27 protein-coding genes are annotated in these 25,913 nt (G+C 67.3%); 14 read left to right on the top strand and 13 right to left on the bottom strand.

The window, feature by feature from the left end; genetic code table 11:
- Positions 1 to 21 precede the first annotated feature (21 nt).
- A complete protein-coding gene (locus tag SLQ30_RS05205; protein WP_319447625.1) occupies positions 22 to 1,563 on the top strand; it encodes an acyl-CoA carboxylase subunit beta in 1,542 nt (513 codons plus the stop codon).
- On the opposite strand, the gene SLQ30_RS05200 is transcribed toward SLQ30_RS05205, so the two are convergent.
- From SLQ30_RS05200 to SLQ30_RS05175, 6 genes are read right to left on the bottom strand one after another with little or no spacing between them, the layout of a single operon-like run.
- Positions 1,564 to 1,854 carry a hypothetical protein gene (locus SLQ30_RS05200; protein WP_319447626.1) on the bottom strand — a complete coding sequence of 97 codons (291 nt, stop codon included), beginning with the start codon at positions 1,852 to 1,854 and terminating at the stop codon, positions 1,564 to 1,566.
- A gap of 38 nt (positions 1,855 to 1,892) precedes the next feature.
- Positions 1,893 to 2,720 carry an ABC transporter permease gene (locus tag SLQ30_RS05195; RefSeq protein WP_319447627.1) on the bottom strand — a complete coding sequence of 276 codons (828 nt, stop codon included), beginning with the start codon at positions 2,718 to 2,720 and terminating at the stop codon, positions 1,893 to 1,895.
- Complete coding sequence (locus tag SLQ30_RS05190) at positions 2,717 to 3,871, bottom strand: ABC transporter substrate-binding protein (RefSeq protein ID WP_319447628.1); 1,155 nt, start codon at positions 3,869 to 3,871, stop codon at positions 2,717 to 2,719. The genes SLQ30_RS05195 and SLQ30_RS05190 overlap by 4 nt, the downstream gene beginning before the upstream one ends.
- The gene (locus tag SLQ30_RS05185) at positions 3,868 to 4,578 is read right to left on the bottom strand and encodes an ABC transporter ATP-binding protein (RefSeq protein ID WP_319447682.1); all 711 of its coding nucleotides are present in this window, start codon (positions 4,576 to 4,578) and stop codon (positions 3,868 to 3,870) included. Before SLQ30_RS05185 ends, SLQ30_RS05190 begins: the two co-directional genes overlap by 4 nt.
- An 11-nt stretch (positions 4,579 to 4,589) precedes the next feature.
- Entirely contained in the window at positions 4,590 to 5,633 is a 1,044-nt protein-coding gene (locus SLQ30_RS05180; RefSeq protein WP_319447629.1) for an acyl-CoA dehydrogenase family protein, read from the bottom strand.
- Entirely contained in the window at positions 5,630 to 6,160 is a 531-nt protein-coding gene (locus SLQ30_RS05175) for a DUF4242 domain-containing protein (protein ID WP_319447683.1), read from the bottom strand. Before SLQ30_RS05175 ends, SLQ30_RS05180 begins: the two co-directional genes overlap by 4 nt.
- An 88-nt stretch (positions 6,161 to 6,248) precedes the next feature.
- Here SLQ30_RS05175 and SLQ30_RS05170 point away from each other — a divergent pair, with 88 nt between their 5' ends.
- Positions 6,249 to 6,863 (top strand): TetR/AcrR family transcriptional regulator, encoded by a 615-nt coding sequence (locus SLQ30_RS05170; RefSeq protein WP_319447630.1) that lies wholly within the window; start codon positions 6,249 to 6,251, stop codon positions 6,861 to 6,863.
- 28 nt (positions 6,864 to 6,891) lie between these two features.
- On the opposite strand, the gene SLQ30_RS05165 is transcribed toward SLQ30_RS05170, so the two are convergent.
- Entirely contained in the window at positions 6,892 to 7,491 is a 600-nt protein-coding gene (locus tag SLQ30_RS05165; RefSeq protein ID WP_319447631.1) for an HD domain-containing protein, read from the bottom strand.
- A 40-nt stretch (positions 7,492 to 7,531) separates the two neighbouring features.
- Between SLQ30_RS05165 and SLQ30_RS05160 the strand changes: the two genes are divergently transcribed.
- On the top strand, positions 7,532 to 8,284 hold the full coding sequence (locus SLQ30_RS05160; protein WP_319447632.1) for an alpha/beta hydrolase: 753 nt from the start codon (positions 7,532 to 7,534) through the stop codon (positions 8,282 to 8,284).
- On the top strand, positions 8,281 to 9,207 hold the full coding sequence (locus SLQ30_RS05155) for an NAD(P)/FAD-dependent oxidoreductase (RefSeq protein WP_319447633.1): 927 nt from the start codon (positions 8,281 to 8,283) through the stop codon (positions 9,205 to 9,207). The genes SLQ30_RS05160 and SLQ30_RS05155 overlap by 4 nt, the downstream gene beginning before the upstream one ends.
- Positions 9,208 to 9,220: 13 nt before the next feature.
- Here the strand turns inward: SLQ30_RS05155 and SLQ30_RS05150 are convergent, their stop codons facing one another.
- Positions 9,221 to 10,219, bottom strand: coding sequence for an MAP_0585 family protein (locus tag SLQ30_RS05150; protein ID WP_319447634.1), 999 nt, complete (start codon positions 10,217 to 10,219; stop codon positions 9,221 to 9,223).
- Positions 10,220 to 10,263: 44 nt separating this feature from the next.
- The gene (locus SLQ30_RS05145) at positions 10,264 to 10,725 is read right to left on the bottom strand and encodes a lipoprotein LpqH (protein ID WP_319447635.1); all 462 of its coding nucleotides are present in this window, start codon (positions 10,723 to 10,725) and stop codon (positions 10,264 to 10,266) included.
- 328 nt (positions 10,726 to 11,053) lie between these two features.
- Here SLQ30_RS05145 and SLQ30_RS05140 point away from each other — a divergent pair, with 328 nt between their 5' ends.
- From SLQ30_RS05140 to SLQ30_RS05130, 3 genes are all read left to right on the top strand, one after another.
- Entirely contained in the window at positions 11,054 to 12,466 is a 1,413-nt protein-coding gene (locus SLQ30_RS05140; protein WP_319447636.1) for a glucose-6-phosphate dehydrogenase, read from the top strand.
- A 132-nt stretch (positions 12,467 to 12,598) separates the two neighbouring features.
- Positions 12,599 to 13,342 carry a DUF222 domain-containing protein gene (locus SLQ30_RS05135; RefSeq protein WP_319447637.1) on the top strand — a complete coding sequence of 248 codons (744 nt, stop codon included), beginning with the start codon at positions 12,599 to 12,601 and terminating at the stop codon, positions 13,340 to 13,342.
- A 27-nt stretch (positions 13,343 to 13,369) separates the two neighbouring features.
- Positions 13,370 to 14,221: an HNH endonuclease signature motif containing protein gene (locus SLQ30_RS05130; protein ID WP_319447638.1), complete on the top strand. Its 852-nt coding sequence runs from the start codon at positions 13,370 to 13,372 to the stop codon at positions 14,219 to 14,221.
- Here SLQ30_RS05130 and SLQ30_RS05125 read toward each other — a convergent pair.
- On the bottom strand, positions 14,218 to 15,666 hold the full coding sequence (locus SLQ30_RS05125) for an alpha/beta hydrolase (protein WP_319447639.1): 1,449 nt from the start codon (positions 15,664 to 15,666) through the stop codon (positions 14,218 to 14,220). The two genes, SLQ30_RS05130 and SLQ30_RS05125, sit on opposite strands and share 4 nt — an antisense overlap.
- Positions 15,667 to 15,714: 48 nt before the next feature.
- Positions 15,715 to 16,479, bottom strand: a complete 765-nt coding sequence (locus SLQ30_RS05120) for a DUF2127 domain-containing protein (RefSeq protein ID WP_319447640.1) — start codon at positions 16,477 to 16,479, stop codon at positions 15,715 to 15,717.
- A gap of 115 nt (positions 16,480 to 16,594) precedes the next feature.
- Between SLQ30_RS05120 and SLQ30_RS05115 the strand changes: the two genes are divergently transcribed.
- Positions 16,595 to 17,572, top strand: a complete 978-nt coding sequence (locus tag SLQ30_RS05115) for a hypothetical protein (protein WP_319447641.1) — start codon at positions 16,595 to 16,597, stop codon at positions 17,570 to 17,572.
- A gap of 10 nt (positions 17,573 to 17,582) precedes the next feature.
- Here SLQ30_RS05115 and SLQ30_RS05110 read toward each other — a convergent pair whose 3' ends face one another.
- Entirely contained in the window at positions 17,583 to 18,272 is a 690-nt protein-coding gene (locus SLQ30_RS05110) for a cutinase family protein (protein ID WP_413467931.1), read from the bottom strand.
- 108 nt (positions 18,273 to 18,380) lie between these two features.
- Between SLQ30_RS05110 and SLQ30_RS05105 the strand changes: the two genes are divergently transcribed.
- The 6 genes from SLQ30_RS05105 to SLQ30_RS05080 all read left to right on the top strand — a co-directional run bounded on the left by SLQ30_RS05105 (position 18,381) and on the right by SLQ30_RS05080 (position 25,148).
- Entirely contained in the window at positions 18,381 to 19,232 is an 852-nt protein-coding gene (locus tag SLQ30_RS05105; RefSeq protein ID WP_319447642.1) for a maleylpyruvate isomerase family mycothiol-dependent enzyme, read from the top strand.
- 19 nt (positions 19,233 to 19,251) lie between these two features.
- Complete coding sequence (locus SLQ30_RS05100; RefSeq protein WP_319447643.1) at positions 19,252 to 20,631, top strand: NAD(P)/FAD-dependent oxidoreductase; 1,380 nt, start codon at positions 19,252 to 19,254, stop codon at positions 20,629 to 20,631.
- 147 nt (positions 20,632 to 20,778) lie between these two features.
- Positions 20,779 to 21,300, top strand: a complete 522-nt coding sequence (locus tag SLQ30_RS05095; protein ID WP_319447644.1) for a MarR family winged helix-turn-helix transcriptional regulator — start codon at positions 20,779 to 20,781, stop codon at positions 21,298 to 21,300.
- On the top strand, positions 21,297 to 21,737 hold the full coding sequence (locus SLQ30_RS05090) for an MmpS family transport accessory protein (protein ID WP_319447645.1): 441 nt from the start codon (positions 21,297 to 21,299) through the stop codon (positions 21,735 to 21,737). Before SLQ30_RS05095 ends, SLQ30_RS05090 begins: the two co-directional genes overlap by 4 nt.
- Entirely contained in the window at positions 21,734 to 24,640 is a 2,907-nt protein-coding gene (locus tag SLQ30_RS05085) for an MMPL family transporter (protein WP_319447646.1), read from the top strand. Before SLQ30_RS05090 ends, SLQ30_RS05085 begins: the two co-directional genes overlap by 4 nt.
- Before the next feature lie 259 nt (positions 24,641 to 24,899).
- Positions 24,900 to 25,148 (top strand): hypothetical protein, encoded by a 249-nt coding sequence (locus SLQ30_RS05080; protein WP_319447647.1) that lies wholly within the window; start codon positions 24,900 to 24,902, stop codon positions 25,146 to 25,148.
- Positions 25,149 to 25,156: 8 nt separating this feature from the next.
- Here the strand turns inward: SLQ30_RS05080 and SLQ30_RS05075 are convergent, their stop codons facing one another.
- Positions 25,157 to 25,873, bottom strand: coding sequence for a CoA pyrophosphatase (locus SLQ30_RS05075; protein ID WP_319447648.1), 717 nt, complete (start codon positions 25,871 to 25,873; stop codon positions 25,157 to 25,159).
- Between the last annotated feature and the right edge of the window lie 40 nt (positions 25,874 to 25,913).

Here is a 25,913-nt window from a genome sequence, read left to right as displayed (position 1 = left end):
CGGGCGCCTAAAGTGCGAACGATGGAGCCACTTCGCGACGACCACCAAGCATTGTTGGACCGGCGCGCGTTGACCGAGGACGCGGCCCGTCCCGAAGCCGTCGCGCGTCGGCACGCCGCGGACGGGCGCACCGCGCGCGAAAACCTGGAAGACCTGGTCGATCCCGGATCGTTCGTCGAGTACGGCCGCTTCGCGATCGCCGCCCAGCGCCATCGCCGCGAGCTGGCCGACCTCATCGCCCGCACCCCCGCCGACGGACTGATCGCAGGCACTGCGCGCATCAACGGCGGGGCGTGCGCCGTGCTGTCCTACGACTACACGGTGCTGGCAGGCACGCAAGGCGCGCTCGGGCACCTCAAGAAGGACCGGTTGTTCGAACTGATCGAGCGGATGGCACTGCCTACGGTCTTCTTCGCCGAGGGTGGCGGCGGCCGACCCGGTGACACCGACTATCCGGTCGTGTCGTCGCTCGACGTGCGTGCGTTCGCGCTGTGGGCGGGTCTGTCGGGACTGGTGCCGCGCATCGCCGTCGTCAAGGGCCGCTGCTTCGCGGGCAACGCCGTGATCGCGGGGTGCTCGGATCTGATCGTCGCCACCGAGGACGCCTCGATCGGAATGGGTGGTCCCGCAATGATCGCAGGCGGTGGGCTCGGCGACGTCCACCCCGACGACGTCGGCCCCATCTCGGTGCAAGCGCCCAACGGCGTCGTCGACGTCGTCACCCGCGATGAGGCGGAAGCGGTCGACGTCACCAAGCGGCTACTCGGGTACTTCCAAGGCGCTGCACCCGCCGGCGCGTGCGATGACCAGAACCGCTTGCGCACGCTGATTCCCGAGCGTGCCCGCCGCGCCTATCACGTCCAGCCGATCATCGAAACGCTCTGCGACACTGGCACGGTCACGTTCCTGCGCGAGCGCTTCGCCCCGGAAATGGTGACGGCGCTTGCACGCATCGACGGCCGTGCCGTTGGCGTGATCGCCAACAACACCCGCGTCATGGCCGGTGCGATCACGGCGGCGGCCGCAGACAAGGCCGCGCGGTTCCTCCAGTTGTGCGACGCATTCGGGCTACCCGTCATCTCGCTCATCGACTGCCCGGGATACATGGTGGGGCCGGCTGCCGAAGCCGAGGCGCTGGTGCGGCGCGGCTCGCGCCTGCTGGTGGCGGGCGCCGCGCTGACGGTGCCGTTGATCGCGGTCGTGCTGCGCCGCGGATACGGACTCGGTGCGCAAGCCATGGCAGGCGGCAGCCTTCATGAGCCGCTGCTCACTGTCGCGTGGCCGGGCGCCCACCTCGGACCGATGGGCCTCGAAGGCGCGGTGCGGCTGGGCATGCGCAAGGAACTCGAGGCCATCGCCGACGACGACGCGCGCGAGGCGCTGGTGCGTCAGGCCACGGCCGCCGCGCAGGACAACGCCAAAGCCCTCAATGCGGCAACACTTTTCGAACTCGACGACGTCATCGATCCCGCCGAGACGCGAACGCTCATCATCAATACCCTCGGGGCCGCATCGGCCCGCGTGCGCGCTCGGCCACACCGCCGATTCATCGACACGTGGTAATCAGCTGGCCGGGTAGTCCCGCCTGAGCAGGTCGTAGAACGCATACGCGGGCACGCCCAGCTCGGCGGACAGGGCACGCGCGTATGCCCGAGCCAGCTCGGGACCGTCGACCTGCTCGTCGAAGGCGCCTGTCAGATCGACCGCGATCCGGCACCCGAACGTGTCGGTCAACAACGAGTCGTCGACGTCGATCGTCACGACGCCTTCCGGCGTCGGCAGCCGACTCACGGCCGACCGTACGTCGTCTGGATGCGCCGACATGTCGACGTACACCGATACAAATGCCCCCATAGAGACAATGATCCCTTGGTATGGGGTTGATCGCTGGCTCAGCGGTAGCGCCGCGAGCTCAACAGCCGGCGCGCGGCCCAGTCGAGCAGGTAGCCGAGTATCCCGATGACGACGATCACCGCGACGACCTGGTCGTACGCCAGCTGGTCGCGCGCGTTGAGGAGCTGATAGCCCAGCCCCGAACGGACCCCGAGCATTTCGGCGGGCACCAGCACGATCCACGCGATGCCCAGGGCCAGCCGCAGCCCGGTCTGAACCGGCCCGCGTATCGCAGGCAGTACGACGGCGCTCAGTAGTTCGAGGCGGGTGGCGTGAAAGGAGCGCGCGACGTCCAGGTAACCGGGCTCGATCGCGTGGACGCCCGCGGCTGTGTTGAGCAGGATCGGCCAGACCGCCGCGGCGGCGATCAGGAAGATGACCGGCTCGCTGCCGATGCCGAACACCGCGACGGCGATCGGCGCCCACGACAGCGGCGAGATCATTCGCAGGAACTGCACCACCGGCGTCGACGCCCGCTCCACCGTGACACTCAACCCGACGAGCAGGCCCGCGGGAATTCCGATCACGGCGGCGACGAGTAGCCCGATCAGCAAGCGCCACAGGCTGATTCCTGCGTCGGGCAGCAGCACCCCCCGGCTATACAGGTCGCCAATCGCGGCCACTACCTTCCACGGCACGGTCTGGCGCAACAGCGAGTGCGGCGCACTGAGCACCGCGGTCACCAGCCACCACACCCCGATCGCCACGACGACGGCCAACAAGGGTGGCAACAAGCGTTGAAGCACCCGACGGCGCCCGGGGCCCGCGGGCGTGGACGGCCTGCGCTCATCGATGCATCGGACGTCGTCGGTTTCGATGAGCGTCATAGCGGTGCCACCTCTTCGGTTCTGGTGAGGGTGTTTGGGCCGCCTTGGCCGGCCAGCGCGGCGCGCACGAACCCGTCGTCGACCAATTCGCCGTGCACGCTTGCAGCATCGATCCGGTCAAGGAACCGCCGGTCACCGTCGACGACCGTGTCGCTCATGGCCTCCACAAGGCGCTCGGTGAAGCTCGGATACGGATACGGCTTGAAGCCCAGATGCTGTGGCTGCCAATCGGGATGGCGCAGCGAATAGGGCGCCGTGGGGTAGGTCAGCGCCAACGCGATGGCCTTCTCCGGTTGGGGGAGGTAGCGGCCTTCGCCCAGTATCGCGGCCGCGCCCTTGCGGTCGGCGTCCAGGCGCGCCTGGGCAGCGACCACCGCGTTGGTGACCGCCTGCACTGCATTCGGCCTGCTCTCGATCACGTCTTCGCGAGTGACAAGCACGCAGCAGGCATGATCGCGCCACACGTCGCCGAGGAACGTGTGGATGCGCCCGATGCCCTTGATTTGTGCCATCGCATTGAACGGGTCGGCGACGACATAGCCAGCGATGGACCGGTTTGCCAAGGCGGGCACCATGTCTGACGGGCTCATCACGACCAGTTCGACGGTGCCTTGGCTCCGCGATGCACTGCGTCGAATGACCGGCTGCAGCCCGTGCGCGCGCAACAGCTGCTGCAGCACGATGTTGTGGATCGACCACCAGAACGGGATCGCAACCTGCGTCCCGGCCAACTCGCCCAATTCCTTGAGGTCGGGCGCCACGGTCAACGCCGAGCCATTGGTGTGGTTCCATCCCAGCACCCGCACGCCGCCGCCGAGCGTGTAACGCAACTGGACGGCCATTGGCATCAGCAGATGCGCCACGTCGACCTGACGGGTGATGAACGCTTCGGCCAACGAGGCCCAGCTGCGGAACAGCACCGGTTTGGCCGCACTGACGGTGCCGGGCGGGTACAGCCCGGCGGCGTGTGCCATGAGCAGCGGGGCGGCATCGGTGATCGGTAGATAGCCGATGCGCAGCTGGGGCCCGTTGGTGGCCGGGTCGGTGACGGCGCTGCGCGCCAGGTCGGCCACCCCGAACAAACCGCCCGCCGCGGCCAGTCCGACGCCGGCACCCAGCAAGGTGCGCCGCGACAGCGCGGTGCGGGTCATGACGCCGCCCGCACTGTGGATTCAGCGGGCTCGGGCTGGTACTGCTCGACGATCTCGGCGCGCAATGCCTCCAGGTCGCCGCCTTCCGGCTTCCACTGACCGGCCAGCCGGCCGTCGCGCAGCAGCACCACCCGACCGGCCAGCGCCAGCGCCTCGCCGACATCGTGGGTGACGAGCACGACAGTGACGTCCAGTTGGGCGGCAAGGTCGGCCAGCCAGCCCTGGAGGTCGGTGCGGATGGCGGGATCCAGGGCGCTGAACGGCTCGTCGAGCAACAGCAACCTCGGCTGGGTAGCGACGGCCCGCAGGATCGCCACCCGCTGCGCCTGGCCGCCGGAGAGTTGATCGGGATAGCGCTGCGCCAACGCCTCCAGCCCGAACCGGCTCGTCAGCGCTTCCGCGTCAACCGCGTCGAAGGCCTTGCGGTGGGCGCCGAAGCGCTCCGCGAACGCGACGTTCTGGGCCACGGTCAGCCACGGCATCAGCAGCGGCTGCTGGAACACCACCCCGGTCTGCGGCCTGCCGCCGTCACCATTCCAACTGACCGTCCCCGAGGACAACGGCTCCAGCCCGGCCAACACCCTCAGCAGCGTCGACTTCCCGCTACCGCTGCGACCCAGCACGGCGAGGAACTCCCCGGCTCCGATCGTCAGGTCGACGTTGCGCAGCGCCGTGACGGCGCCAAAGCTCTTGCTGGCCGCGCTTATTCGTACCGTGCTCAACCCTGGCTGAGTTCCCACCGCAGTTGTCCTTCCGAAGGCGATTGGATGGGCAGGAAGGCGGACTCCCGGAAGCGCCGGTTGGCGGCGCTGCCCAGTGCGTACCCGGCGCCGCCGGTGAGCGTGACCTCGAGCCGGGTGGCATCGACCGCGAGTCCCGCTGCCTGCAGCCGCAACTCGATCAGGTTCGAAAGCGGTGTGTGCGCCGGTTCGGCCGCCCACCGGTACAACCGCTCCCGGTGCTGGGCCGCGGCCCGAGTCAGGGCGGACAGGCTCTCCTCGAACTGCGCCCCCGCTCCCTGATGCAGACGTTGCGCCCCGCGCAGTGCGGCGGCGCCGACGCCGACGCAGAACGCGGTTTGCAGCAGCAGGAACGTCGGTCGGATCTGGGCCACGAACCCGCGCAGGTCGGTGCTGACGATCCGATGGCTCGGCACCGCGACGTCGTCGAGGTGCAGCGAGGTCGACCCGGTGGCGTTCAGCGCCATCAGGCGCGGGGCCGAGTTGATGGTGACCCCTTCGGCGTCGGCGTCGACGACGACCACGTAGGTCTCGCCGCGTTCCGTCCGGGCGGGCAGCACGATCAACGCGTCGGAGAAGACGTTCGAGGCCCAGCGGATCGGCCCGCTGACGCGCAGCCCGTCGCCGTCGGGCCGGGCGATCACCGGTAGCTCGCCCAGCCCGGCGACGTGCTTCAGTCCGGCGGCCATGGCGGTGACGCCCACCCGCTCACCGCGGGCCAACGCGTCGAAGTGATTTTCGCGCAACGATTCTGGGGCCAGATGCACGTAGTGCAGCGCCATCCGGTGCGCCCATACGCAGAACCCTGCCGCCAGGCTCGCCGTCGAGATCTCCTCGATTACGGCCACCTGGTCCGGCAACGCCGCACGGTCCAGTCCCAGCCGTAGCAGGCCGGCGCCCCCGAGTGCGGTGAGGTCGTCTCGGATGTCGGCCGTCGAATCGTCCAGCGCAGCGGCCCGCCCGGACACGCGATCCACGGCCGCGCCGAGGTCGGCGACGGCCTCGCCGACCGGTGCGCTCACCTTTGCTCGCCGTCGAGTCCGTGCAACCGATCGATCGGGGTGCTGACGGCGTCGCGGGCGCGGCGCACCGCCGCCTCGTCGGGCGCGTCGTAGAAGCACAAGCACTTGATCATGTCCTCGCGCACGTACGTGCGCAGGAAGCTGACCTCGGGCACGTCGGCGTATCGGGGTGCGTTGGCCTTCTTGCGGGCCAGGTAGGACTCCATGTCCAACTCGGGCGGCAGATCCCACTCCACCAGGTAACCCGCGGCGGGACGGACGGCCTTGACCGACTCGAGGTCCGCCCCGACCAACCGCACCTCGTCGGGCCCGCTGACGTCGATGGCCTCGAGCTCGGTGGCATCCAAAGCCGCTGGAGCACCCTCGAATTCGGCCACCGCGAAGATCCGATGGGACTGTGCGGTGATCTGCGCCTCGATCAGTTCGCCGCCGGCTCGGTGGACGTGGGCGTCGAGATCCTTGAGCACCTGAGTGGTGTTCGCGCGGTCGGTCCCGCCTGCGACGACCTCGTAGAGATACAGCGCCATGTCCAACTCCCGTCCTTCGATGTAGTGCCACGACGCTGGCACAGACAGACCGCTCTGTCTATTGGCTAACTAGCGATAAGCTGAGCGCGTGAGTACCGCCGAACACCGTGTCGCCCCTGCGCCGGGCCACGCTCCGGCCCCCGTGGGTCCCGCAGAGCGGCTACTCGCCACTGCAACGAAACTATTTGCCGCTCAAGGTATTAGGGCGGTCGGCATCGACCAGATCCTGCGCGAGGCAGCGGTGGCCAAGGCGAGCCTCTACAGCACCTACGGCTCCAAGGACGCGTTGGTGATCGCCTACCTCACCGATTTGGATCAGCGTGATCGCAACCGCTGGCTGTTGGCGGCCGCCGACGTCGCCGATCCGCTTGCCCGGGTGCTGCTGTTCTTCGACCTGGCGATCACAGGCGCGCCCGCCCGCGGCTTTCGCGGGTGCCTCTACGCCAACGCCGCCACCGAGTTCCCCGACACCGAGTTGGCCCCGGTGCGGGCGCATCGCCAGTGGATGCACGCCACCCTTGCCGCGCAGCTGACCGAGGCCAGCCCGAAAGCCACTGTCGGTTCGAGCGCCGACCTCGCCCATCAGGTGCAGGTGATCTACGACGGTGCACTAGTGGGATCGAAGATCGAACGTTCCGTCGCGGCCCTGCAACGCGCCCGCGCGCTCGTCGTCGACATCATCGCCCAAAGCGCTTCGCGCTAGCCCTGATTCACCCGACGAGCTGGTTGGACTAGCCCCCGTCGGCCCCTCCATGGCCGGAACGGACAAGGGCGTTGCGCGGGCGCAGGAAACCGGGCTGTTGAAGCTTGCGCACCGCGCGCAGCGTTCCCATCGGTATGACGCGCGTGAAGAAGACGCTGGCATCGAACGCGCCGCGCACCTCCTTGACGTAGGCGCTTGACATGCCGAACCGGATCAAGCCCTGGCTGACGTCGACGAGATCGGCGCGTCGGACCGCCTCCACCAAGGGTGCGTGCGGCCGGTTCGGCCCGTACTTGGACATCCGGTGATGCTCGGCAACGATGAGCGCCAGCTCGTCGGCCCAGGCCTCCCGCCCCGTCTGCCTCAACCACGCATCCTGCGCCTCGATCGACGGCGCGAGGTAGTCAAGTGTGTCGAAAGAGGCAAGGTCGTGGAAAGCCGCAGCGATGGACAGCTTCTCGTCGCGGTCCGGGGTGGCCGGAGTCATGGCGCGGGCGAAGTTCACGACGCGATACACGTGCGCCTTGTACCCGTCGAAGCCTGCGTCGTCACCCCGAGCACGATGGCGGTGCGCCTCGAGGATCTCCTCGACGAGCGGCAACGTGCGAAGGACCTCTGGCGTCGTCATCGCATGGATGGTACGGCGGCGTTGGTGACAAGATGACGCAGTGGCCGAGCCCGTCCGTTTCTCCAGCACCACCGGTCCCGCACTGGCGGGCGTCATCGATCTTCCTGTGGGTGAGGTGCGCGGTTGGGGCGTGTTCGCCCACGGGTTCACGCTCGGCAAGGACTGCCCGGCGGCCAGCCGGATCTCCAAGCAGCTCGCCAGCGACGGCATCGGCATGCTCCGATTCGACAACCTCGGCCTCGGCGATTCAGAGGGCGACTGGGGTGACGGGTCCTTCTCGCACAAGGTCGCCGACACCGTGCGGGCGGTCGAGTTCATGAACGCCTCCGGCCGTGAAGTGAGGCTACTCGTCGGGCATTCCTTCGGAGGCGCGGCGGCGATCGCGGCCGCCCACGAGTGTCCGACCGTGGAGGCAGTGGCGAGCATCGGCGCGCCATTCGACCCCTCCCACGTCGAGCGCAACTACGACGCCCTGGTGCAGCGCATCGAGTCCGAAGGAGAGGCGCCGTTCCCCGTCGGCGGCAAGGCCCTGACGCTCAAGCGGCACTTCATCGAAGACGTGCGCAATGCTGACCTACGCGAACGCATCCGCACGCTGCGCCGGGCACTTCTGGTGATGCACTCACCCACCGACAACACCGTCGGCATCGCCAACGCGAGCGACATCTTCCGCACCGCCCGCCACCCCCGCAGCTTCGTCTCGCTCGAGGGCGCCGACCATCTGCTGACCGGCAAGAATCAGGCCGCCCGCGCGGCGCGCATCATCAGCGCCTGGGCTGACCCGTACCTGTGACTCGAGTCGCCGTCGTAGGTGCCGGGCTGTCCGGAGCAGCGTGTGCCAACGCACTACGCGCGCACGGGATCTCAGTCGATTTGATCGACGGCGGCCGGGCGCCTGGCGGCCGGATGGCCTCACCGGAGTTGCACGGGCGCAGGGTCGACGTCGGGGCCGCGTACTTCACGGCCAAGGACGCCGACTTCGTCGCGATCGTCGCCGGTTGGACGGCGCGCGGTTTGGCCAGGGAGTGGACCGACACCTTCGACGTGTACTCCGCCGACGGCCACCACCGCGCCGCAGGCCCGACGCGATATGCCACGCCTGGCGGCCTGCGGTCGCTGGTGCGCGCGGCACTGCCGAACGACGTCCGCTCCGGCGAAACGATCGGTGCCCTCGACGTATTGGACCACGATGCGGTCGTGCTGGCGATGCCCGACCCGCAAGCCGCCCGACTGGCACCCGACGTCGTCGACTGGGTGGGGTACGAGCCGGTGGTCGCCGTCGCCGCGGGCTGGGCACAGCGATGCTGGCCGATCGCCGATGCGGCGTTCGTCAACGACGATCCCGACCTCGCCTTCGTCGCCGATGACGGATCGCGGCGCGGCGACGGTGCCGCCGTGCTCGTCGCCCATACCACCGCGCAGCGGGCCCGCACCCACCTCGAAAGCCCTGATACGGCAGTGGCTCCCGTGCTCGAGGCGCTACGACGGGTCATGGCCGTCACGGCCGCTCCGGAGTGGACGCACGCCCACCGCTGGACGTTCGCAAAACCCGAGCACACCCACGGCGACAACGCCTTCGGCCTCATGACACACAGCGGCCGTCCGCTCGGACTGTGCGGCGACTCCTGGTGCCCGTCGGGCGCGCCGCGCATCGAGTCGGCCTGGTTGTCGGGACACCGGCTGGGTGCGGCGCTGGCCGAACAGCTAGGCAGTTAACGGCGCGCCCGCGTCAGTACAGCGGGATCCACAGGCCGAAGTACCAGAAGCCGAAGCCACCGAACGCGGGGTTGAACACGGGCACCACGGCGAAGTCGCCGTAATTGAAGCGCCCGAAGTCATTTCGGCCCTGATTCACGTCACGCGGTGGGCCGTCCCAGTGTTGATTCCAGCCCCCGGGAGGAGGCGGACCGTCCCAGCCGCCTTGCGGTGGCGGTCCGTCCCAGTTGGGCGGCGGGCCACCCGGAGGAGGCCCGTCGTTCCAGCCGGGACCCCGCTCCGGCGGCGGTGGCGGTGCACCGTGGCCCGGTGCGTCGAAGCCGCGGGGCGCGTCCCTGGGTCCGCCCTGTTGGTCGTTGCCGCGGTCAAACGCCCCACTCGGTGTGAACGGCGGCGGGCGCGGGTGGTTGTTCTGCTGGTCGGGTGGACCTTGCGGGCCGTTGTTGTCCTGACCGTTGCCCTGCTGCTGGTCGTGACCATTGCCCTGCTGACCATTGCCCTGTTGACCATTGCCCTGCTGGTCATGACCGTTGCCCTGCTGACCATTGCCCTGTTGGTCATGACCGTTGCCCTGCTGCTGACTAGGCGGCGCGTTGTCCTGCGAGGTCTGTGGCGCGCTGCTCTGCTGATCGTGCCCACTGCCCTGTTGCTGATCGTGGCCCTGTTGCTGATCGTGGCCCTGCTGCTGACTGGGTGGCGCACTGTTCTGCGAACTCGGAGGCGCACTGTTCTGCGAACTAGGCGGGGTACTACCGCCCTGCTGCTCGTGCGACGAGCCACCGCCCTGCTGACCGCCGCTCTGCTGGCCACCCCCCTGCTGCCCGCCGCCCTGCTGCCCGCCGCTCTGTTGCCCGCCGCCGGGCCCCGGGCCCGGTTCGCAACTCGATTGGCCTTGCCCACTACACGGTGGTGCCAATGGGACGGCTGCTGCGATGCCGGCCGCAGCCAGCGGTCCCGTCACTCCGACGCTGGCGACGATTGCCGCTGCGCCGGCCAGGCGTTTCACGTACATCGGTTACTGGTTTCCCTTCGGATTGGAGGTCAGGTGGCGGTACGTCAGGGACACGCGACGTCCAACTCGAATGGCCTGGTGACCGGCTGGGCATTAGTCGCATCCAGGGTTACTGCGGTGCCCGTGATCTTGTAGGAGTTGCCGACCTTGGTCGCCTCCGCGCTGCCCTGACCCTGGGCGGCATCCGAATAACCCAGTGTCGAGCCGTTGGGGCTCCCGAGTCCTACTGCGTGAACGGCAGGCGGATCGGTGTTGCTGACCACGGCGCCCACTCCGTTCGTCGGGTCGCCGATGCCGATGTTGGTGTTGTCACCGGCGACGGTGCAGGTGGCTGTGCCTGCGACGTTCTGATCCTGACCGTCGACGACGACCTTCGTGACGATGGGGGCGGCGCTGGTGCCGCTCGACGAGGACGAACCGGTCTTCGTCGTGCTGCTGGAACAGCCCGCCACACTTGCGACCACCACGGCCGCGCCGAGCACCCCAGCCGCTATTGCGCGCTTCATCACTACACTCCTTCTCATTCTGACTTCGTCGTCGCGGCAGCGAAGACTTCGCTGGCGATCGGGGACGCGGGGAGGTTCCCGCTCGTCACTGCCTCCCTGCGGAATTCATCCGACCACCTGTCGCTTACCTCTCTAGTTTGCTTTCCTTTTGCGTACCATCGCATTTGCCTTGAATTGCCTGTCAGAAGGCTTTGGCGATCGTCATGCGTGACCCCGAACTACCATCGGGCAAACCCACCCATTGACGGCTGCCGCATCGATACCCTGGCTATCGCGACCCAGGCACCGGACGCCGGTGCTCCAACGACGCAGGACGGCAGACTCTTCAATGACATCGGCACCGACATCGGCACCCGAATCAGCCACGGCCACAGCGGATCTGTTCGTGATCTTCGGAATCACGGGAGATCTCGCGAAGAAGATGACGTTCGGCTCGCTGTATCGGCTCGAAAAACGCGGTCTGCTGAATTGCCCGATCATCGGGGTCGCCGCCGAAGAATTGACGCTCGACGAGCTGGTGAGTCGAGCCCGCACCGCCATCACCGATGCCGGAAACACCATCGACGACAAGGTATTCAAGCGGTTTGCCGCCCGCCTTTCCTACCTGCACGGCGACGTGAACGATCCCGAGTTGTACAGCAGGCTGGCCGAGCAGGTCACCAAGTACCACCAGCCGGTGTACTACCTGGAGATGCCGCCGTCGCTCTTCGGTCCGATCGTCGAGCACCTCGGCGAGGCGAAGCTCCTTGCCACCGCGCGGGTCGCGATCGAGAAACCCTTCGGACACGACCTCGCCTCAGCCCGCGAATTGAATGCGCGGTTGCATCAGGTGCTGCGCGAGGACCAGATCCTGCGGGTCGATCACTTCCTCGGCAAGGAACCGGTCATCGAACTGCAGTACCTGCGCTTCGCCAATCTGCTGCTCGCACAACTCTGGGACCGGAACTCAGTGTCCTGCATCCAGATCACGATGGCCGAGGACTTCGGCGTCGAGGACCGAGGCAAGTTCTACGATGCGGTCGGAGCGCTGCGCGACGTGGTGCAGAACCACCTCCTGCAGGTGCTCGCACTGGTGGCGATGGAACCGTTGACCGGCGGTGCGGGCGACGAACTGCGTGACAAGAAGGCCGAGGTGTTCCGAGCCATTCCGGCCGCGGACCCGACGAAATACGTTCGGGGTCAATACGACGGCTACGCCGACGTGCCAGGGGTCGCCCGCGGTTCGACCACGGAGACGTTCGTCGCCCTGAAGTTGGAGATCGACAACTGGCGATGGTCCGGGGTGCCGATCTTTCTGCGCGCAGGCAAGGCACTTGAGAAGCGTGTCACCGAGGTACGGCTGACATTGCGCGAGACGCCCCGGCTGGCGTTCCTGTCGACTCCGCCCCGGGTTGCGGGAAATCAAATCGTGCTGCGCATCGACCCCGATCCGGGATTGCGTCTGCAGATCGCCGCACACGGTGATAAAGATTGGCAGACAGTACATTTGGAGACACTATTCGGAGCTGACTTCGGCGAGCCCGTCACGCCGTACGAACTGTTGCTGCACGCCGCATTGACCGGCGAGCAGCAGTATTTCGCCCGCGAGGACGCCATCGAGGAAACCTGGCGAATCGTGCAGCCGCTGCTCGACACTCCCCCACCCGTCGAACCGTACGAGCGCGGCTCGTGGGGACCCAGCCAGGCGGACTCGTTGCTCACCGGCGGCCATCGCTGGCAACGGCCCTGGCTCGACGACTAGATTGCGGTCTAAATACCATGGGGTACTGACACTTTCGGCGCTGGTCCGGCAGTTGTCCACAGTCTGGGTTTCATCCACAGATCGAGGGTTGGGTGTGGCGGCGGGTCGGTCACTGCCCGGATAATCGAAAGTATGTTCGATCAGATCGCGACGGCCGCCTGCCTGGCCCGCACCCCCGGTGACCGGGTCAGGGCCTACGCCCGTGCGGAGAACGCCGCCTGCGCGGCCCGGCTCTCGGCGATGGCCGACATGCTCGCCGCCGCCTATGCCGCCGACGGATCCGCCGAACGCGACCAATGGCGCCTGGACAACTGGGCCGCGGTCTGCGCTCAGATCGGGGCCGCCCACCAAGTCACCAGCGGGGTCGCCTCGGGGTTGTTGATGGATGCGGTCACGCTGCGCGAACGCCTGCCCCAGGTCGCGGCGCTGTTCGCGCAGGGGTTGATCTCCTATCGGCTGGTGCACGCCATCTGCACCCGCACCTCCCTGGTCCGCGACCCCGACGCCCTGACCGCCCTAGACCGCGACCTAGTCGCCGACCTGCGCGCGCGTGGGGCGATGTCGGTGAGCGAGGCCGAACGCGCCATCGACACCCTGGTGCTCACCCACGACCCCGAGGGCGTGCACCGCACGGAGGCCAAGAGCCGAGCGTGCAGCGTGGAGGTGTTCCTCGATGATTCCACCGGCATCGCCCATGTCTCGGGGACGGTGCTGACCACCGACGGCACCGCCTTCGACCAACGCCTGCACGCACTGGCCCGCACCACCTGCGACCGTGACCCCCGCACGCTGGATCAGCGCCGCGCGGCGGCGGTCGGGGCGTTGGGCTTCGGCTGGGACCGCCTACCGTGCCTGTGCGAACAGCCCGACTGCTAGGCCGCCTCCAAGCCGGCTGGCGGCGGGGTGATCATCCACGTCATCGCCCGCGCCGACACCATCGACACCCGCGCCGGCGATGGCCCCACACACACGCCGCCACCGACCGCGCCCGACGTCGAGGTGGAGCCCGACACAGCCGAGGCCGAGCCGCAACCAGACACCGATACTTGCCCGGCCGAGCCCGCCGCCCCGCCGCGGGACCTGGCCGCCCAGCGCCGCGCCCTAGCCGGCGCGTCCCCGCCCCTGCTGCCGCGGCCGTGGTCGACCTACACGCTCGCCGAACTGACCGCCGCGCTCCATACCGGCGAATACCCGGCCGCCCCTCCGGCGGTCATCCTCGGTGGGCCGGTGCTCCCGGCCCCTATCACCGCGCAGGTGGCGATGCACGCCACCATCACGGCCTTGATCCATCCCGGGCAGGCCCCACCCGAACCCGGCTACCGACCGTCGAAGAAGCTCGCCGATTTCGTCCGCAGCCGGGACCTGACCTGTCGGGCCGCCGGCTGCACCAAATCCGCCACGCTCGCCGACATCGACCACACCATCCCCTGGCCCTACGGGCCGACGTGTGCGTCGAACCTGAAATGTCTTTGCCGCGAACATCATTTGTTGAAGACGTTCTGGCCCGGCTGGTCCGAGCGCCAACTGCCCGACGGCACCGTGATCTGGACCGATCCCGACGGCCACTCCGCCACCACCCATCCGGGCAGCCGACTGCTCTTCCCCGAACTATGTAGCCCCACCGCCTCATTCACGGTCACCGGTACCCCACCGCCCAAGCACACCGCCGGACTGACCATGCCCAAACGCAAAACCACCAGAAAACAAGACCGACAACGACACATCGACGCCCAGCGAAAATGCAACGCCGCCTAGGTCCCGGCAGATTCGGGCGCCGTGTGCAGCCGCTGCGCGATCCACGGCATGGCGTCGGAGAACGCCCGGGCCGCGAACTGCCAGGTGTGATAGCCGGTGTACACGTGCAGGGTGCACCCGATGTCGACGGCGACCGCAGCCGCACACAGGTCCGGCAATGCGCCCTTCTCCCGGAACTGGTCGTCATCGTCGTGGCCACCGAATCCCACCGGCGCCTTCCGCTCCTGGACACGGTTGGGCAGGTTCTTGGTCTTGTCGTCGGCGGGCTCCTGAGAGTCGTCGAAGTATCCCGCGACGCCCACGTACGGTCCGTGTTTGGCCATCACCGTGCGCGGGTCGTACGAATCCCACACCGCGGGTTGGCCGCCGTACAGGCGGTCGATCGTCTGTTGCTTCGTACCTGAGTTAGGGCCGCGATCGCCTCCGATGTCTTCGAAGGTGGTGAACAGGTCGGGGTGCATGACCACCAGGTCGATCGCGCACGTCCCACCGGCGGACCAGCCCACTACACCCCAGCTTGAGGCGTCCTGTGCGGTACCGAAGTGCGAAATGACATAGGGTCGAACGTCTTTCGTCAGGTGGTCGGCCGCGTTTCCGCGTGGTCCGTTCACGCATTCGGTGTCGTTGTTGAAGCTTCCGCTGTTGTCGACGAACACGAACACCGGCGCGGCGCCGCCATGCTGGTTGGCGTAGGCGTCGATCACGGGAATCGCACTGCCGGTGCGCATCCAGTTGGTTGGGTTGCTGAATTCGCCCGCGATCATCATCACCGTCGGCAGCTTGGGCGGAGTGGCGCCACTGAACCAGACGGGCGGCAGATAGACGTACTCGCGGCGATGCGCGAACCCGCTTCCATCGTCGGGGATGTCGACCGCAATGACCTTGCCGGTGGCGGGCCGGGTATTGCGAAGGCCCGGAAGGGCTCCCGCGTCGATCTGATCGGGCAGCGGCCCTACCGTCAGGTCACCCCATGCCCGTTGCACGGTGGGGTAATAGCCGACCCACTCGTTGAGCACCACCAGCGCACAAATCAGGGTGAGCGGAATCGCCAGCAGCGACAGCCCGCGCCTCCACCACCGAGCGCCCCGAAAGCCCAACACCGCCAGGGCAATCGCGGTGGCGCTCACCGCGGTCCACACCCACAGCGCGAACGGCGCCGGGTCCGAGGCCAGTCCCGCGGAATCCATGTAGGTACGGGCAGCCAGTGCGGCCAGCACGCCGACACCGGTGCTCACGGGAATCCACACCATTCGCCACCTGCGCCCGCGCCATCCGGTGGCGAGTATCAACACGACGACTGCGAGTACTTCGATGCCGACCGGGAGCCAGCCCCCGAGCAGTGAGATGCCGTGACCCCATCGGTTGAAGTCGGGGTCCGGCAAGCTCGGCATGATTATCGGATCGGGGACGGCGGGCGTGGTCGGCGTCGGTGCGTTCGGCGGCACCCGGTCAGTGTGGGCGGCCTTCCTCGGAATGCTCTGTCAGCCGCTCCTTCAGGCCCGCGCGGCGGCGCGTTCGACGTCGAGCAGTTGCTCGCCGCGACGTTCGTCGTCGTAGGCCCGGCGGCCGCCACGGAGTCCGAACAACCGTTTCGAGTACAGCAGGTAGATCACCGCGGCGATGTTGATGGCCAGGGTCAGCACGCGGGTGAGGGTGACGCCCTTGAGCAGGTCGTGCACCTCCAGCGGCAGGAAGATCGACGTAGCCACCACTGCGAAGTACTCGCCCCACCGCTTGAGCAACCACAACCCGACGCCCTCGACGAACTCCAGCAGGGCGTACGCGGCCAACGCGAACGTCAGCAGCACCAGCGTGGACGGCTTGGTCGCCAGCGCCCGCTCCAACTCGTGGATCAAGGTCATCTGGTCGACCTTGAAACCGCTTGAGCGCAGCAGTGGCAGGTCGCGGTCGACGCTGGCCTGAATCGAGCCCTGAGCGCCGTGGAACCTCCACACCGCCCACGCCGCGAGCGCGATCAGCACCGCGCGAATCCATCGCTCGACCGCAAGCGCTCGCAGGATGATGGCCTGGCGCAAGGCCTTGCCGCGCAACACTAGTGGCGCGTCCTCCGCGGGTCCCCGCCCGTGCGGCGGGCCAACAGTGAAGTCACCGCAGCGCAGGCAACGCCACACCTCACCGAGCCCCGTCGTTCCGCTGAGTCGGTCAGCGAGTGCGACGTCGTCGGGCGCGTAGGTGACGTGACCGCGACGCGCGCAGGTACGCAACTCCCATCGGTTGTGGCCGTGACTTTCGCGCATCGTGGTTGTCTCCTCGTTCCGACGCTCTGATCATTGCGAACCGGCGCGCACACGAAGGACTGATTGACCGTTCCTGTAGCCCAGCTGAACAGTTGATGCGACACTCCCGTGTGTCATGCACAACGAAACCGGAGGGATTCTGACCAAGCTTCGCGTCATCGCCGTCGCCGTCGCAGTGGCGGGGCTGACGGCGGCATGTTCGCTTGGCGCCGAAGCCGCCGAAAGCCCAAGCGAGCCAATCAAATCCGGCGCTGCGCTCAATGGCACCTACCGCCTGGACTTCGACGCCGCGCAACAGCTTGCGGGCGGGGAGCCGACACCCTACGACCCGTTCGCCCGTTGGTTCGCATTTCGGTCGACGTGTTCGGCGTCGGGGTGCATCGCCACCGGTTCGCGCGTGAAGGCCGACGACACTCGTCAGCCCGCCGATCCCGCGTTCTCAATGGTGCTCGATTGGGTCGGCGGCGAATGGGTGACGACGTTCGCCGCGACCGAGACCTGCGGGAACAAGGACACCGACGTGCTGGTGTCCTGGGCACTGAAACCCGGCGGTGGCGACACGCTGACAGGGACCCGCATCGAATCCTCGGTGACGCCCGGTTGCGCCTACAACACGCAGATCCCGATCGCCGTGACTCGGCTCGGCGACGTCGATACCGCGATCGCGGTGGCCGACCCTGCTGCGCAGCCCCCGCTGAAGCACTCCACCCCGAACGACCTGTCCGGGCGCTATTCGAGCAAGGTCACCAACCCCGCGACGGGCGCCACTCAGACGCGCCCGCTGGAGATCGCCTCCGCGTGCGTTCGCAACACCGACCAGTGCAGGATGCTGACGACCACCATCAGAAATGACGGGACCAGGTCCGTGCAGGCACTTCACTTCGCCGACGGGAAGTGGTCGACCGACCTCCACCAGGTGGCGAAGTGCAGTGACGGATCCACGGGCGATGCGAGCGGTCACTGGGAGTACGTGATGCCGACGCGGCCCAAGAACCCCATCGCGAAGGTAAGGGGCACAGAGCATCAGGTGAGCACGGGCTCGTGCTCGATGACCACCGACTTCAAGCTGACGCTCGCCAGAACCGGGGACTGAGCTCCCGACCTCAGAGCCGCCCTGCGGCGAAGTCGGCCCCCTGCTTGACGAGGCCGGCCTGCACGTAGTTGCTATGGGCGGCCACGTCATCCCCGTTGGAGCAGACGGGATCGGCGCCGTTGCACAGGTCGATGGCCTTGGCTCCGTAGAGCGGGCTCAGCGCGGTCAACGGGCGCCCGAGCCTGTTGGACGGATTGCCGAACACCACCGCGGCGGCCACGTGATCGGCCGCCTCGGGGGGCAGGATGTTGTCGAATCCCAAGGCCGGATTCGCGGCCGTCGTGATGGCATCGATCACTGCCGCGCCCTGCGAGTAGCCGCCGAGCACGATCTTGGTCTGGGGACAGTTCGCGACGGTGCCCTGGATGTGTGCGCTGGCGTCGTTGGCGCCCGCGGCCGCTCCCGCGATGAAGTCATCCGACGCGGGGTAGTTCACCGGGTAGACGCTGACGCCCCTGACCTTGTTCTTGAGTGCGCTGACGAAAGCTTGGCCCTCCCGGCCGACGCCTGCAGGCTGGCCGGTACCGCGGGCGAAGACGACCTCGACGGCCGAGCAGCCTGCCGCGGACGCGGCGGGTGCCGCGGTCAGCGCCACGAGTGGGGCACCCGCGAGCACGACGGACGTCGCGACGACCGTCAGCTTGCGGCTACTGCGCGCGCCAAAGCCACGGATCGGATTCAATGCACGGTTCCTGGACAAGATTGGTCTCCTCATGGGGCTTGACGACGTCATGGCTAGTAAGCCCTGTCGGCGACCAAGAATTCCTTAGTACGTCAAACTTCTGTTGGTGCTCTTCATCACAGCGCATTGCCAGACCTGATTTACCAGATGCGTGGTGGCGGCGCATCAGCAATGGAGCTGATCGCCTTGCGCTGGCATTCTGGGGTGATGGACAGGCTGGCGATCATCGATTCCGAATCGCAGCGTTTCGCCGAAGCGCTGTCCGCGGTCGATCCCGCAAGCGAGTGCCCGACCTGTCCGGACTGGACGGCCTCGGACTTGCTGTGGCATCTGACGAACGTCCATTTCTTCTGGGCCGGAATCCTCGAGCGGCGCATTCAAAGTCCCGGCGACCTCCCCGCCGTCGAACGGGCCAAGCCCGAGCGCCCTGCCACGCTTGCGGAGTTGCTTCGATTGCGCGAGCAGGCGACGGCCGCGTTGCTGCGCGAGCTCGCGGACCGGGACGACGCCGAACCTTGCTGGTCGTGGTGGCCTCCGGATCAGACCGTCGGCTTCACCCGGCGGATGCAGACCTACGAGGCGACGATGCACCGAGTGGACGCCGAGTTGACCGCGGGGACCAGCGTCACTCCGGTTTCCGCGGAGGTGTCAGCGGGAGCCCTCGACCACGCCGTCGACGTGATGTGGGGCTGGATGCCGGAGGGTGCGAGTTACCGCGCGCAGGCCGTGCTGGAGTTCGTCGCGACCGACACTCCCCAGACCTGGCTCGTCGAGGTCGGCGCCTGGACGGGCACCGGCGAGGACGCTGCAGGCCCGAGGGCGGTGCGGGCGGCCGCGGGAGCACCGACGGCAACCGTGCGCGGCTCGGCCGAAGACCTCGCGCTGTGGGCCTGGACCCGCGGCGGCGCGGTGCAAACCTCGGGGCAACCCGCCTCGCTGGCCGCCATGGACGCCGTGCTGACCCAGGGCATGCCGTGACGGGATTAGTGTCGAAGCGGTGAGCAACGGTCGCAAGAAGGTGCTGGTCATCGGGGGCGGGTTCGGCGGACTCTTCTGCGCGCGCAGGCTCGGGGGTGCCGACGTCGACGTCACGCTGCTCGATCGCGCCGCCTGTCACGTCTTCCAGCCGCTGCTGTACCAATGCGCCACCGGGACGCTCAGCATCGGGCAGATCAGCCGTTCGCTGCGCGAGGAGTTGGCGCGGCATCGCAACGTCACCACCCTGCTCGGCGAGGCGGTCGACCTCGACGCCGAGGCACGGCGCGTCACCGCGCGTCGGCCCGACGAGACCACGTTCACCCTCGATTACGACGTGCTCGTCATCGCCGCGGGGATGCGCCAGTCGTACTTCGGTCGCGAGGAATTCGCGAAGTGGGCGCCGGGGATGAAGACCCTCGACGACGCGCTGAGCATCCGTCGCCGGCTCTTCGCCGCGTTCGAGATCGCCGAGACCCTGTCCCCAGGGCCTGAGCGCGACGGCTGGCTCACGTTCGCCATCGCTGGCGGCGGGCCGACCGGAGTGGAGCTTGCCGGCCAGATCCGCGAGATGGCCACCAGGACGCTGGCGAACGAGTTCCACAGCATCGAACCCGAAGAGGCCCGCGTGCTGCTCTTCGACGGCGGCGACTGCGTGCTCTCCAGCTTCGCGCCGGGCTTGTCGGGGAAGGCCGCCAAGATCCTGGAACGGCTTGGCGTCGAACTGCACATGGGGGTGCACGTCACCGACGTCCGCCGGGAGGGCATCACCGTCACTCCCAAGGCCGGTGGCGCCAGCACGGAGTTCGCCGCGCGCACGGTGCTGTGGACGGCAGGCGTGGAGTCCGTCTCGTTCGCCAAGCACGTCGCCCAGGTGCTCGGGGCCAGCTCGGATCACGCCGGACGCATCGCGGTCGAGGCGGACCTGACCGTCCCCGGGCATCCCAACATCTTCGTCATCGGCGATCTGGTGGGCCGCGACAAGCTGCCCGGCGTCGCGGAGAACGCGATGCAGGGCGGCCTGCACGCGGCCGCGTGCGTCCGTCGCGATCTAAAAGGCCAGGCCCGCAAGGACTATCGGTACCGAGACCTGGGGTCGGCGGCCTACATCAGCCGCGGGCACGCCCTGCTGCAAGGCGGACCCGTCAAGCTGGCCGGACTCGCTGGCTGGCTGGGCTGGGGATTCATCCACATCGCGTTCCTCACCGGTGTGCAGAACCGGATCAGCACCGTCGCGACCTGGCTGTCCACCATCGCCAGGGCCCAGCGCACTGACCGCACCTTCATGCTCGGCAGTCCGACCACTCACGAGCAGCCCTACACGTGGTCGGCGTGCGGGCCCGCCGTGCATCGGGCACTCCCCCCGGGATCGTCAACCGCGTCCCCCGGGATTGGTACATAGTCGAAGCTATCTAGTTCGGGGCAGCACGTCGCACCGCGCTGCGACCTGTGCCAATGCGGCTGCAAGAGTAGCTGCGAACTACCTGTGGATTGCCCGAAAAGCGTGTGCCGAGTGGCCACTACATAGTGCGGGTGATATAGATACCCGGTGGGAAAACGGTCGCCCGACGACGACGCCAACGAGTGCATCGGCGAGCTGCTCGATCAGGCGATGGACCTCACGGCCCGATTCCTCAGCGACCGCGCAGACTTGAGCGCATCGGCTGCGTTCGTGTTGAACAGGGTGTGCCGCGAAGGTCCAATTCGGCTGACGGTGCTGGCCGCCAAGGAAGGCATCAGCCAGCCGTCGATGACGCAGCTTGTGCAAAGGCTCGAGCGCCAGGGTCTGGTTGCCAGGCTCGCCGACCCGGACGACGGGCGCGCGGCCCTCATCGGCATCACCAGGAACGGTCAGGCGCTGCTCGATGACCGGAAGCGCATCCGTCGGGAGCGCCTGACGCTGCTGTTGGCCACCCTGACGCCCGAGGAGGAGAGCACGTTGTGGCTGTCCGCGCGGGTCGCCTTTCCGGTGCTGCGTCGACTCGCTGCCAATGCGAACTGCCCTTTGGAAATCGGACCAGAAGACGTACCACAAGTTCTCGCGAGCGATCAGCGGAAGGTGTTCGGGTGAAGGCTATTCCGATTGGTCGGGGGCTGAAGAAGATATGGATCCCGTTGGTACTCATCGTCGTACTCGCGATCTCGGCGCTCGTCGTTTCCCGGCTGCACAAGATGTTCGCGTCCGAGGACCTCAACGCCGGCGCAGGCGCCGGCATCGAGATCGTCCAGTTCAACCCGAAGGTCTTGGTTTACGACGTGTACGGGCCGCCAGGGACCACCGCGAAGATCGGCTACTTCGACCCAGATGCCAATGTGCACTCGATCACCACGTCGCTGCCGTGGACGATCACGTTGTCCACGACGTTGCCAACGGTCAGCGCCAGTCTCATGGCGCAGGCTGACACCGATCAGATTGGATGCCGCGTCACCGTGAACGGAACCGTCCGCGAGGAGCAATCGGCCAATGGGATCAACGCCCAGACCTACTGCCTGGTGAAGTCCGCATGACTCATTCCGCACCCGCCGAGACCACCACCACCGGCCACCAGAAGCGCCCGGTCTTCGCGCATACGCTCCGCATCCTCGCGCTGCCGATCGTCCTGTTCTGGATCTTCGTTGCCGTTGTCGTCAACGTGGCCGCGCCGCAACTCGAGGTGGTCGGCGAGCTTCACTCCGCCCCGATGGCGCCCGAGGACGCGCCGTCGATGAAGGCGATGAAGTTGATGGGCGGCAACTTCAAGGAGTTCGACTCCAACAGCACGGTGATGGTCGTGATCGAGGGCCAGCAGCCGCTCGGCCCCGACGCGCACAAGTACTACGACGAGATCATTCGCAAGCTGCAGCAGGACCCCAAGCACATCCAGCACATCCAGGACTTCTGGGGCGACACGCTGACGGCCGCCGGCGCACAGAGCGCCGACGGCAAGGCGTCCTACGTGATGATCAACCTCGCTGGCGAGCAGGGCCAGACCCTGGCCAACGAAGGCGTCGATGCCGTCCGCAAGGCGATCGAAGATACGAAGGCCCCGCCGGGCGTGCAGGCCTACGTCGCGGGTCCGGCCGCACTCACTAACGACTTGCACGTGATCGGCAACGCCAGCCTCGCCCAGATCACCCTGATAACCCTCGTCGCAATCGCAGGCATGCTGCTGGTGGTCTACCGCTCGATCAGGACGACGCTGATCCAGTTGTTCCTGACGTTCCTCGGATTGCTGACCGCGCGTGGCGTGGTCTCGGTGCTGGCCACCAACGGCGCCTTCGGGCTGACGACGTTCGCGGGCAACATCCTGACGATGCTCGCGATAGCGGCGGCCACCGACTACGGCATCTTCATCTTCGGCCGCTATCGCGAAGACCGAGGCATGGGGCTGGACAGGGACGACTCCTACTACGCCACCTTCAAGTCCGTTTCACCCGTCATCATCGGTTCGGGCCTGACGATCGCCGGAGCGACGTACTGCCTGTCCTTCGCGCGCCTGCCCTACTTCTCCACCATGGGCGCCCCGGTCGCGATCGGCATGGTCGTGGTCGTCGCGATCGCGGTCACGCTCGGGCCCGCCGTCCTGTTCCTCGGCAGCCGAGTTGGGCTCTACGAATCCAAACGCCCTCCGCAGAGTCGATTTTGGCGCAAGGTCGGCACCGCGGTGGTCCGTTGGCCCGGGCCCATCTTCGTGGCGAGCCTGTTCGTGGTGCTGATCGGCCTCGTCGCGATACCCGGATACAAACCGGCCTACAACGATCAGTACTACCTGCCAAAGGACGCTCCGACGAACATCGGGTTCGCGGCCGCCGACCGGCACTTCTCTCAGGCCAGGATGAACCCTGACATCCTGATGGTCAACGCCGATCACGACATGCGGAATCCCGCCGACATGCTGGTGCTGAACGCGGTGGCGCGCAACGTCATGCACACCGAGGGCATCGCGATGGTCCAGAACATCACGCGCCCGTTGGGCATCCCGATTCAGCACAGCTCGATTCCGTTCCAGACGAGCATCTCGGGCCAGACCAGCAACATGAACTTGCCGTTCCAGCGGGACCAGCAGGCCAACCAGCTCAAGTCGGTCCAACAGCAGGACGTCTCGATCGCCATCTTGGAGAAGCAGTACCAACTCTCGCTCCAGCAGACCAAGCTCACGGTGGCATCGGATGAGAAGTCGCGACAACTGCTCGAGGCCACCAGAAACATCCGGGACCACATCGCGGACTTCGACGACGCCTTCCGGCCGATGCGCAACTACTTCTACTGGGAACCGCACTGCTACGACATCCCGCTGTGCTTCGCGGTGAGGTCGCTGTTCGACTCGCTCGACGGGATCGACGAAACCACCAACCTGACCGGCGACGTGCAAACCAACACCGACCAGCTGGCGGCGATCGCTCCGAAGTTGACCGAGCTCCTTCCTCAGACGATCGCGTCGATGAAGGCAAGCAGGGATCTGACGTTGGCGTCGTACAACAGCCAGAAGGCCCTGTACGACCAGATGGAAGCCACCAACGACACCGCGCTGGCGATGGGCACCGCCTTCGACCAGGCGAAGAACGACGACATGTTCTATCTGCCACCGGAGGCGTTCACGAACCCCGACTTCCTGCGCGGGATCAAGATGTTCCTGTCGCCGGACGGCAAGTCCGCGCGCATGTTCATCACCCACGAGTCCGATCCCGCGACGGTGGCAGGCATCAACCGGGTCGAAAGCGAACGCAAGGCCGCGCAGGAAGCGCTGAAGATGTCCTCGCTCTCCGACGCGAAGATCTATCTGGGCGGGGTCGCGGCCACCTACAAGGACATGGCCGACGGCGCCAAGTACGACCTGATGATCGCCGTGGTGTCAGCCCTGACGCTGATCTTCATGATCATGCTGATCCTGACCAGAAGCGCGGTGGCGGCACTGACGATCGTCGGCACGGCGGCCAGCTCGATCGCCGCGTCCTTCGGTATTTCCGTGCTGCTGTGGCAGGACCTCTTCGGCATCCAGGTGCAGTGGCTCGTCATGCTGATGTCCGTCATCATCCTGTTGGCGGTGGGCTCGGACTACAACCTGCTGCTGGTATCCCGCTTCAAGGATGAGATCCATGCGGGGTTGAAGACCGGCATCATCCGGTCGATGGCAGGCACGGGTGGCGTGGTGACTGCAGCCGGCCTGGTCTTCGCGGCCACCATGGCGGCGATGATGTTCAGCAAGCTCATCGTGCTCGCCCAGATGGGTTCGACGATCGCGATCGGCCTCTTGGTCGACACGTTGATCGTGCGCTCGCTGCTGATGCCGTCGATCGCGACGTTGCTCGGCCGGTGGTTCTGGTGGCCACAAGTCGTCTACCCACGCGGTGACCACCACTTCCGGAAGCCGGAGCCGCCACGTCCTCCGAGCGAGGAGTCGGATACCGCGCCAGTACCGGTGCAGGCGTAACGCCCGCTCGCGAAACCTGGAGCCCGACTAAGGATCCGCTGTCGAACGTATGACAGCGCGCTCCCGGCGGCGGCGACGCTGATATGCGAAACGTCCAGGCTTCGCACATAAAGCCTGTTGGGCGCGGCGTGCTCCTGTGAACCAGGACGTCAGTACCTGAGAATCTCCTTCGGCATGCCCGCAGGACTACCTGAGTGGGGGCTACAAAGGGCCGGAGAGCGGAAGGCGTTCTCATGGCTCGACGAGAGGTGGTCCGCAAATGATTGACGTTCACAACCCCGCCGGACGGCGCAAGAAGCTAGCGGCAGTGCTCGGTGGCGCGGCAGCGTTTGCACTGTGCGTCGGGGGTGCCCTTGCCACTCACGACAGTGCCGACCGCGCACCAGTCGTTACAGCGGGAGACATGAGCACTGGCGCGACCGTCACGGTCGCCTACTCGGAGACCGAGGCAACGTCGGTGGCCGCCCCCACCGTCAAGGCGCCGCCATTCGGAGGGTCGGGCGGCTAGTTCGCCGGCTATTTCCAGGCAAACACTGGTTGCTCGAGGTCCTCGACCGCGTCGTGGCGGCCTTCCATGCATAGCCAACGCAGTTGCAGCAGCACGGCACCCGTCGGGGCGTGGATGAGGTCGTTTCCCAACGGGATCTGCACGACGGGGCGCGGGCTTTCCGGGATGGCGATGAACCGCGGTGAATCGTCGCGTTGCAACTGGTGTAGGCCCACCCGGTAGGCCGCCACCACCTCAGCGGGCGCCGGTCGGGGCTCGAGCCGGCCACCGCCCCAGATCACGACGGGGGTCATGACATATCCCGACCGAGTCGGGTAGTCGTCGAGCAGGCCCAGCACCGTCGAGGCGGGCAGGCTGATCCCGAGTTCCTCGTCCAACTCCCGAAGCGCAGCATCGATGACGGTCTCGCCCTTGTCGACTCGGCCGCCGGGCAGTGCCCACTGCGCGGCGTGGGAACTGAGCCGGGATGCCCTCCGGCACAACAGGAAGGCCGCCCCGCCTGACACCCCGACCATGCGGCCGTCAAGGTCGTCCGGCATGGGTCGCCCGGCAATCCAGTCGTCGACCGGCGCCGGGTCGACCCTGTCCTCACCGACCTCGGAGTCGACGAGCACCACCGCGACGGCGGCGTGCCGCTTCGTCGGGTCCGTCACCGTCCGGCGGGGATGAGCCGCCAACCGGGCCAGGAACTGTTCGCGCAGCGCCTCGTCGTACGTGATCGTCACCGTTCGACCTTATGTCGCCCGGTTGGCGGGCCCCGACTGG

This window comes from Mycobacterium sp. RTGN4 (assembly GCF_033804635.1).
Classification (GTDB): Bacteria; Actinomycetota; Actinomycetes; order Mycobacteriales; family Mycobacteriaceae; genus Mycobacterium.
Note: the sequence above shows the minus strand (reverse complement) of the source record. Positions and strands in the feature narration are given on the sequence as shown.

Excerpts from the sequence above, each read along its gene's own strand:
- SLQ30_RS05205 (WP_319447625.1), top strand. The coding sequence starts at position 22 with ATGGAGCCACTTCGCGACGACCACCAAGCATTGTTGGACCGGCGCGCG.
- SLQ30_RS05200 (WP_319447626.1), bottom strand. The coding sequence starts at position 1,854 with ATGGGGGCATTTGTATCGGTGTACGTCGACATGTCGGCGCATCCAGAC.
- SLQ30_RS05195 (WP_319447627.1), bottom strand. The coding sequence starts at position 2,720 with ATGACGCTCATCGAAACCGACGACGTCCGATGCATCGATGAGCGCAGG.
- SLQ30_RS05190 (WP_319447628.1), bottom strand. The coding sequence starts at position 3,871 with ATGACCCGCACCGCGCTGTCGCGGCGCACCTTGCTGGGTGCCGGCGTC.
- SLQ30_RS05175 (WP_319447683.1), bottom strand. The coding sequence starts at position 6,160 with ATGGCGCTGTATCTCTACGAGGTCGTCGCAGGCGGGACCGACCGCGCG.
- SLQ30_RS05165 (WP_319447631.1), bottom strand. The coding sequence starts at position 7,491 with ATGACGACGCCAGAGGTCCTTCGCACGTTGCCGCTCGTCGAGGAGATC.
- SLQ30_RS05150 (WP_319447634.1), bottom strand. The coding sequence starts at position 10,219 with ATGTACGTGAAACGCCTGGCCGGCGCAGCGGCAATCGTCGCCAGCGTC.
- SLQ30_RS05145 (WP_319447635.1), bottom strand. The coding sequence starts at position 10,725 with ATGAAGCGCGCAATAGCGGCTGGGGTGCTCGGCGCGGCCGTGGTGGTC.
- SLQ30_RS05140 (WP_319447636.1), top strand. The coding sequence starts at position 11,054 with ATGACATCGGCACCGACATCGGCACCCGAATCAGCCACGGCCACAGCG.
- SLQ30_RS05135 (WP_319447637.1), top strand. The coding sequence starts at position 12,599 with ATGTTCGATCAGATCGCGACGGCCGCCTGCCTGGCCCGCACCCCCGGT.
- SLQ30_RS05120 (WP_319447640.1), bottom strand. The coding sequence starts at position 16,479 with ATGCGCGAAAGTCACGGCCACAACCGATGGGAGTTGCGTACCTGCGCG.
- SLQ30_RS05115 (WP_319447641.1), top strand. The coding sequence starts at position 16,595 with ATGCACAACGAAACCGGAGGGATTCTGACCAAGCTTCGCGTCATCGCC.
- SLQ30_RS05085 (WP_319447646.1), top strand. The coding sequence starts at position 21,734 with ATGACTCATTCCGCACCCGCCGAGACCACCACCACCGGCCACCAGAAG.
- SLQ30_RS05080 (WP_319447647.1), top strand. The coding sequence starts at position 24,900 with ATGATTGACGTTCACAACCCCGCCGGACGGCGCAAGAAGCTAGCGGCA.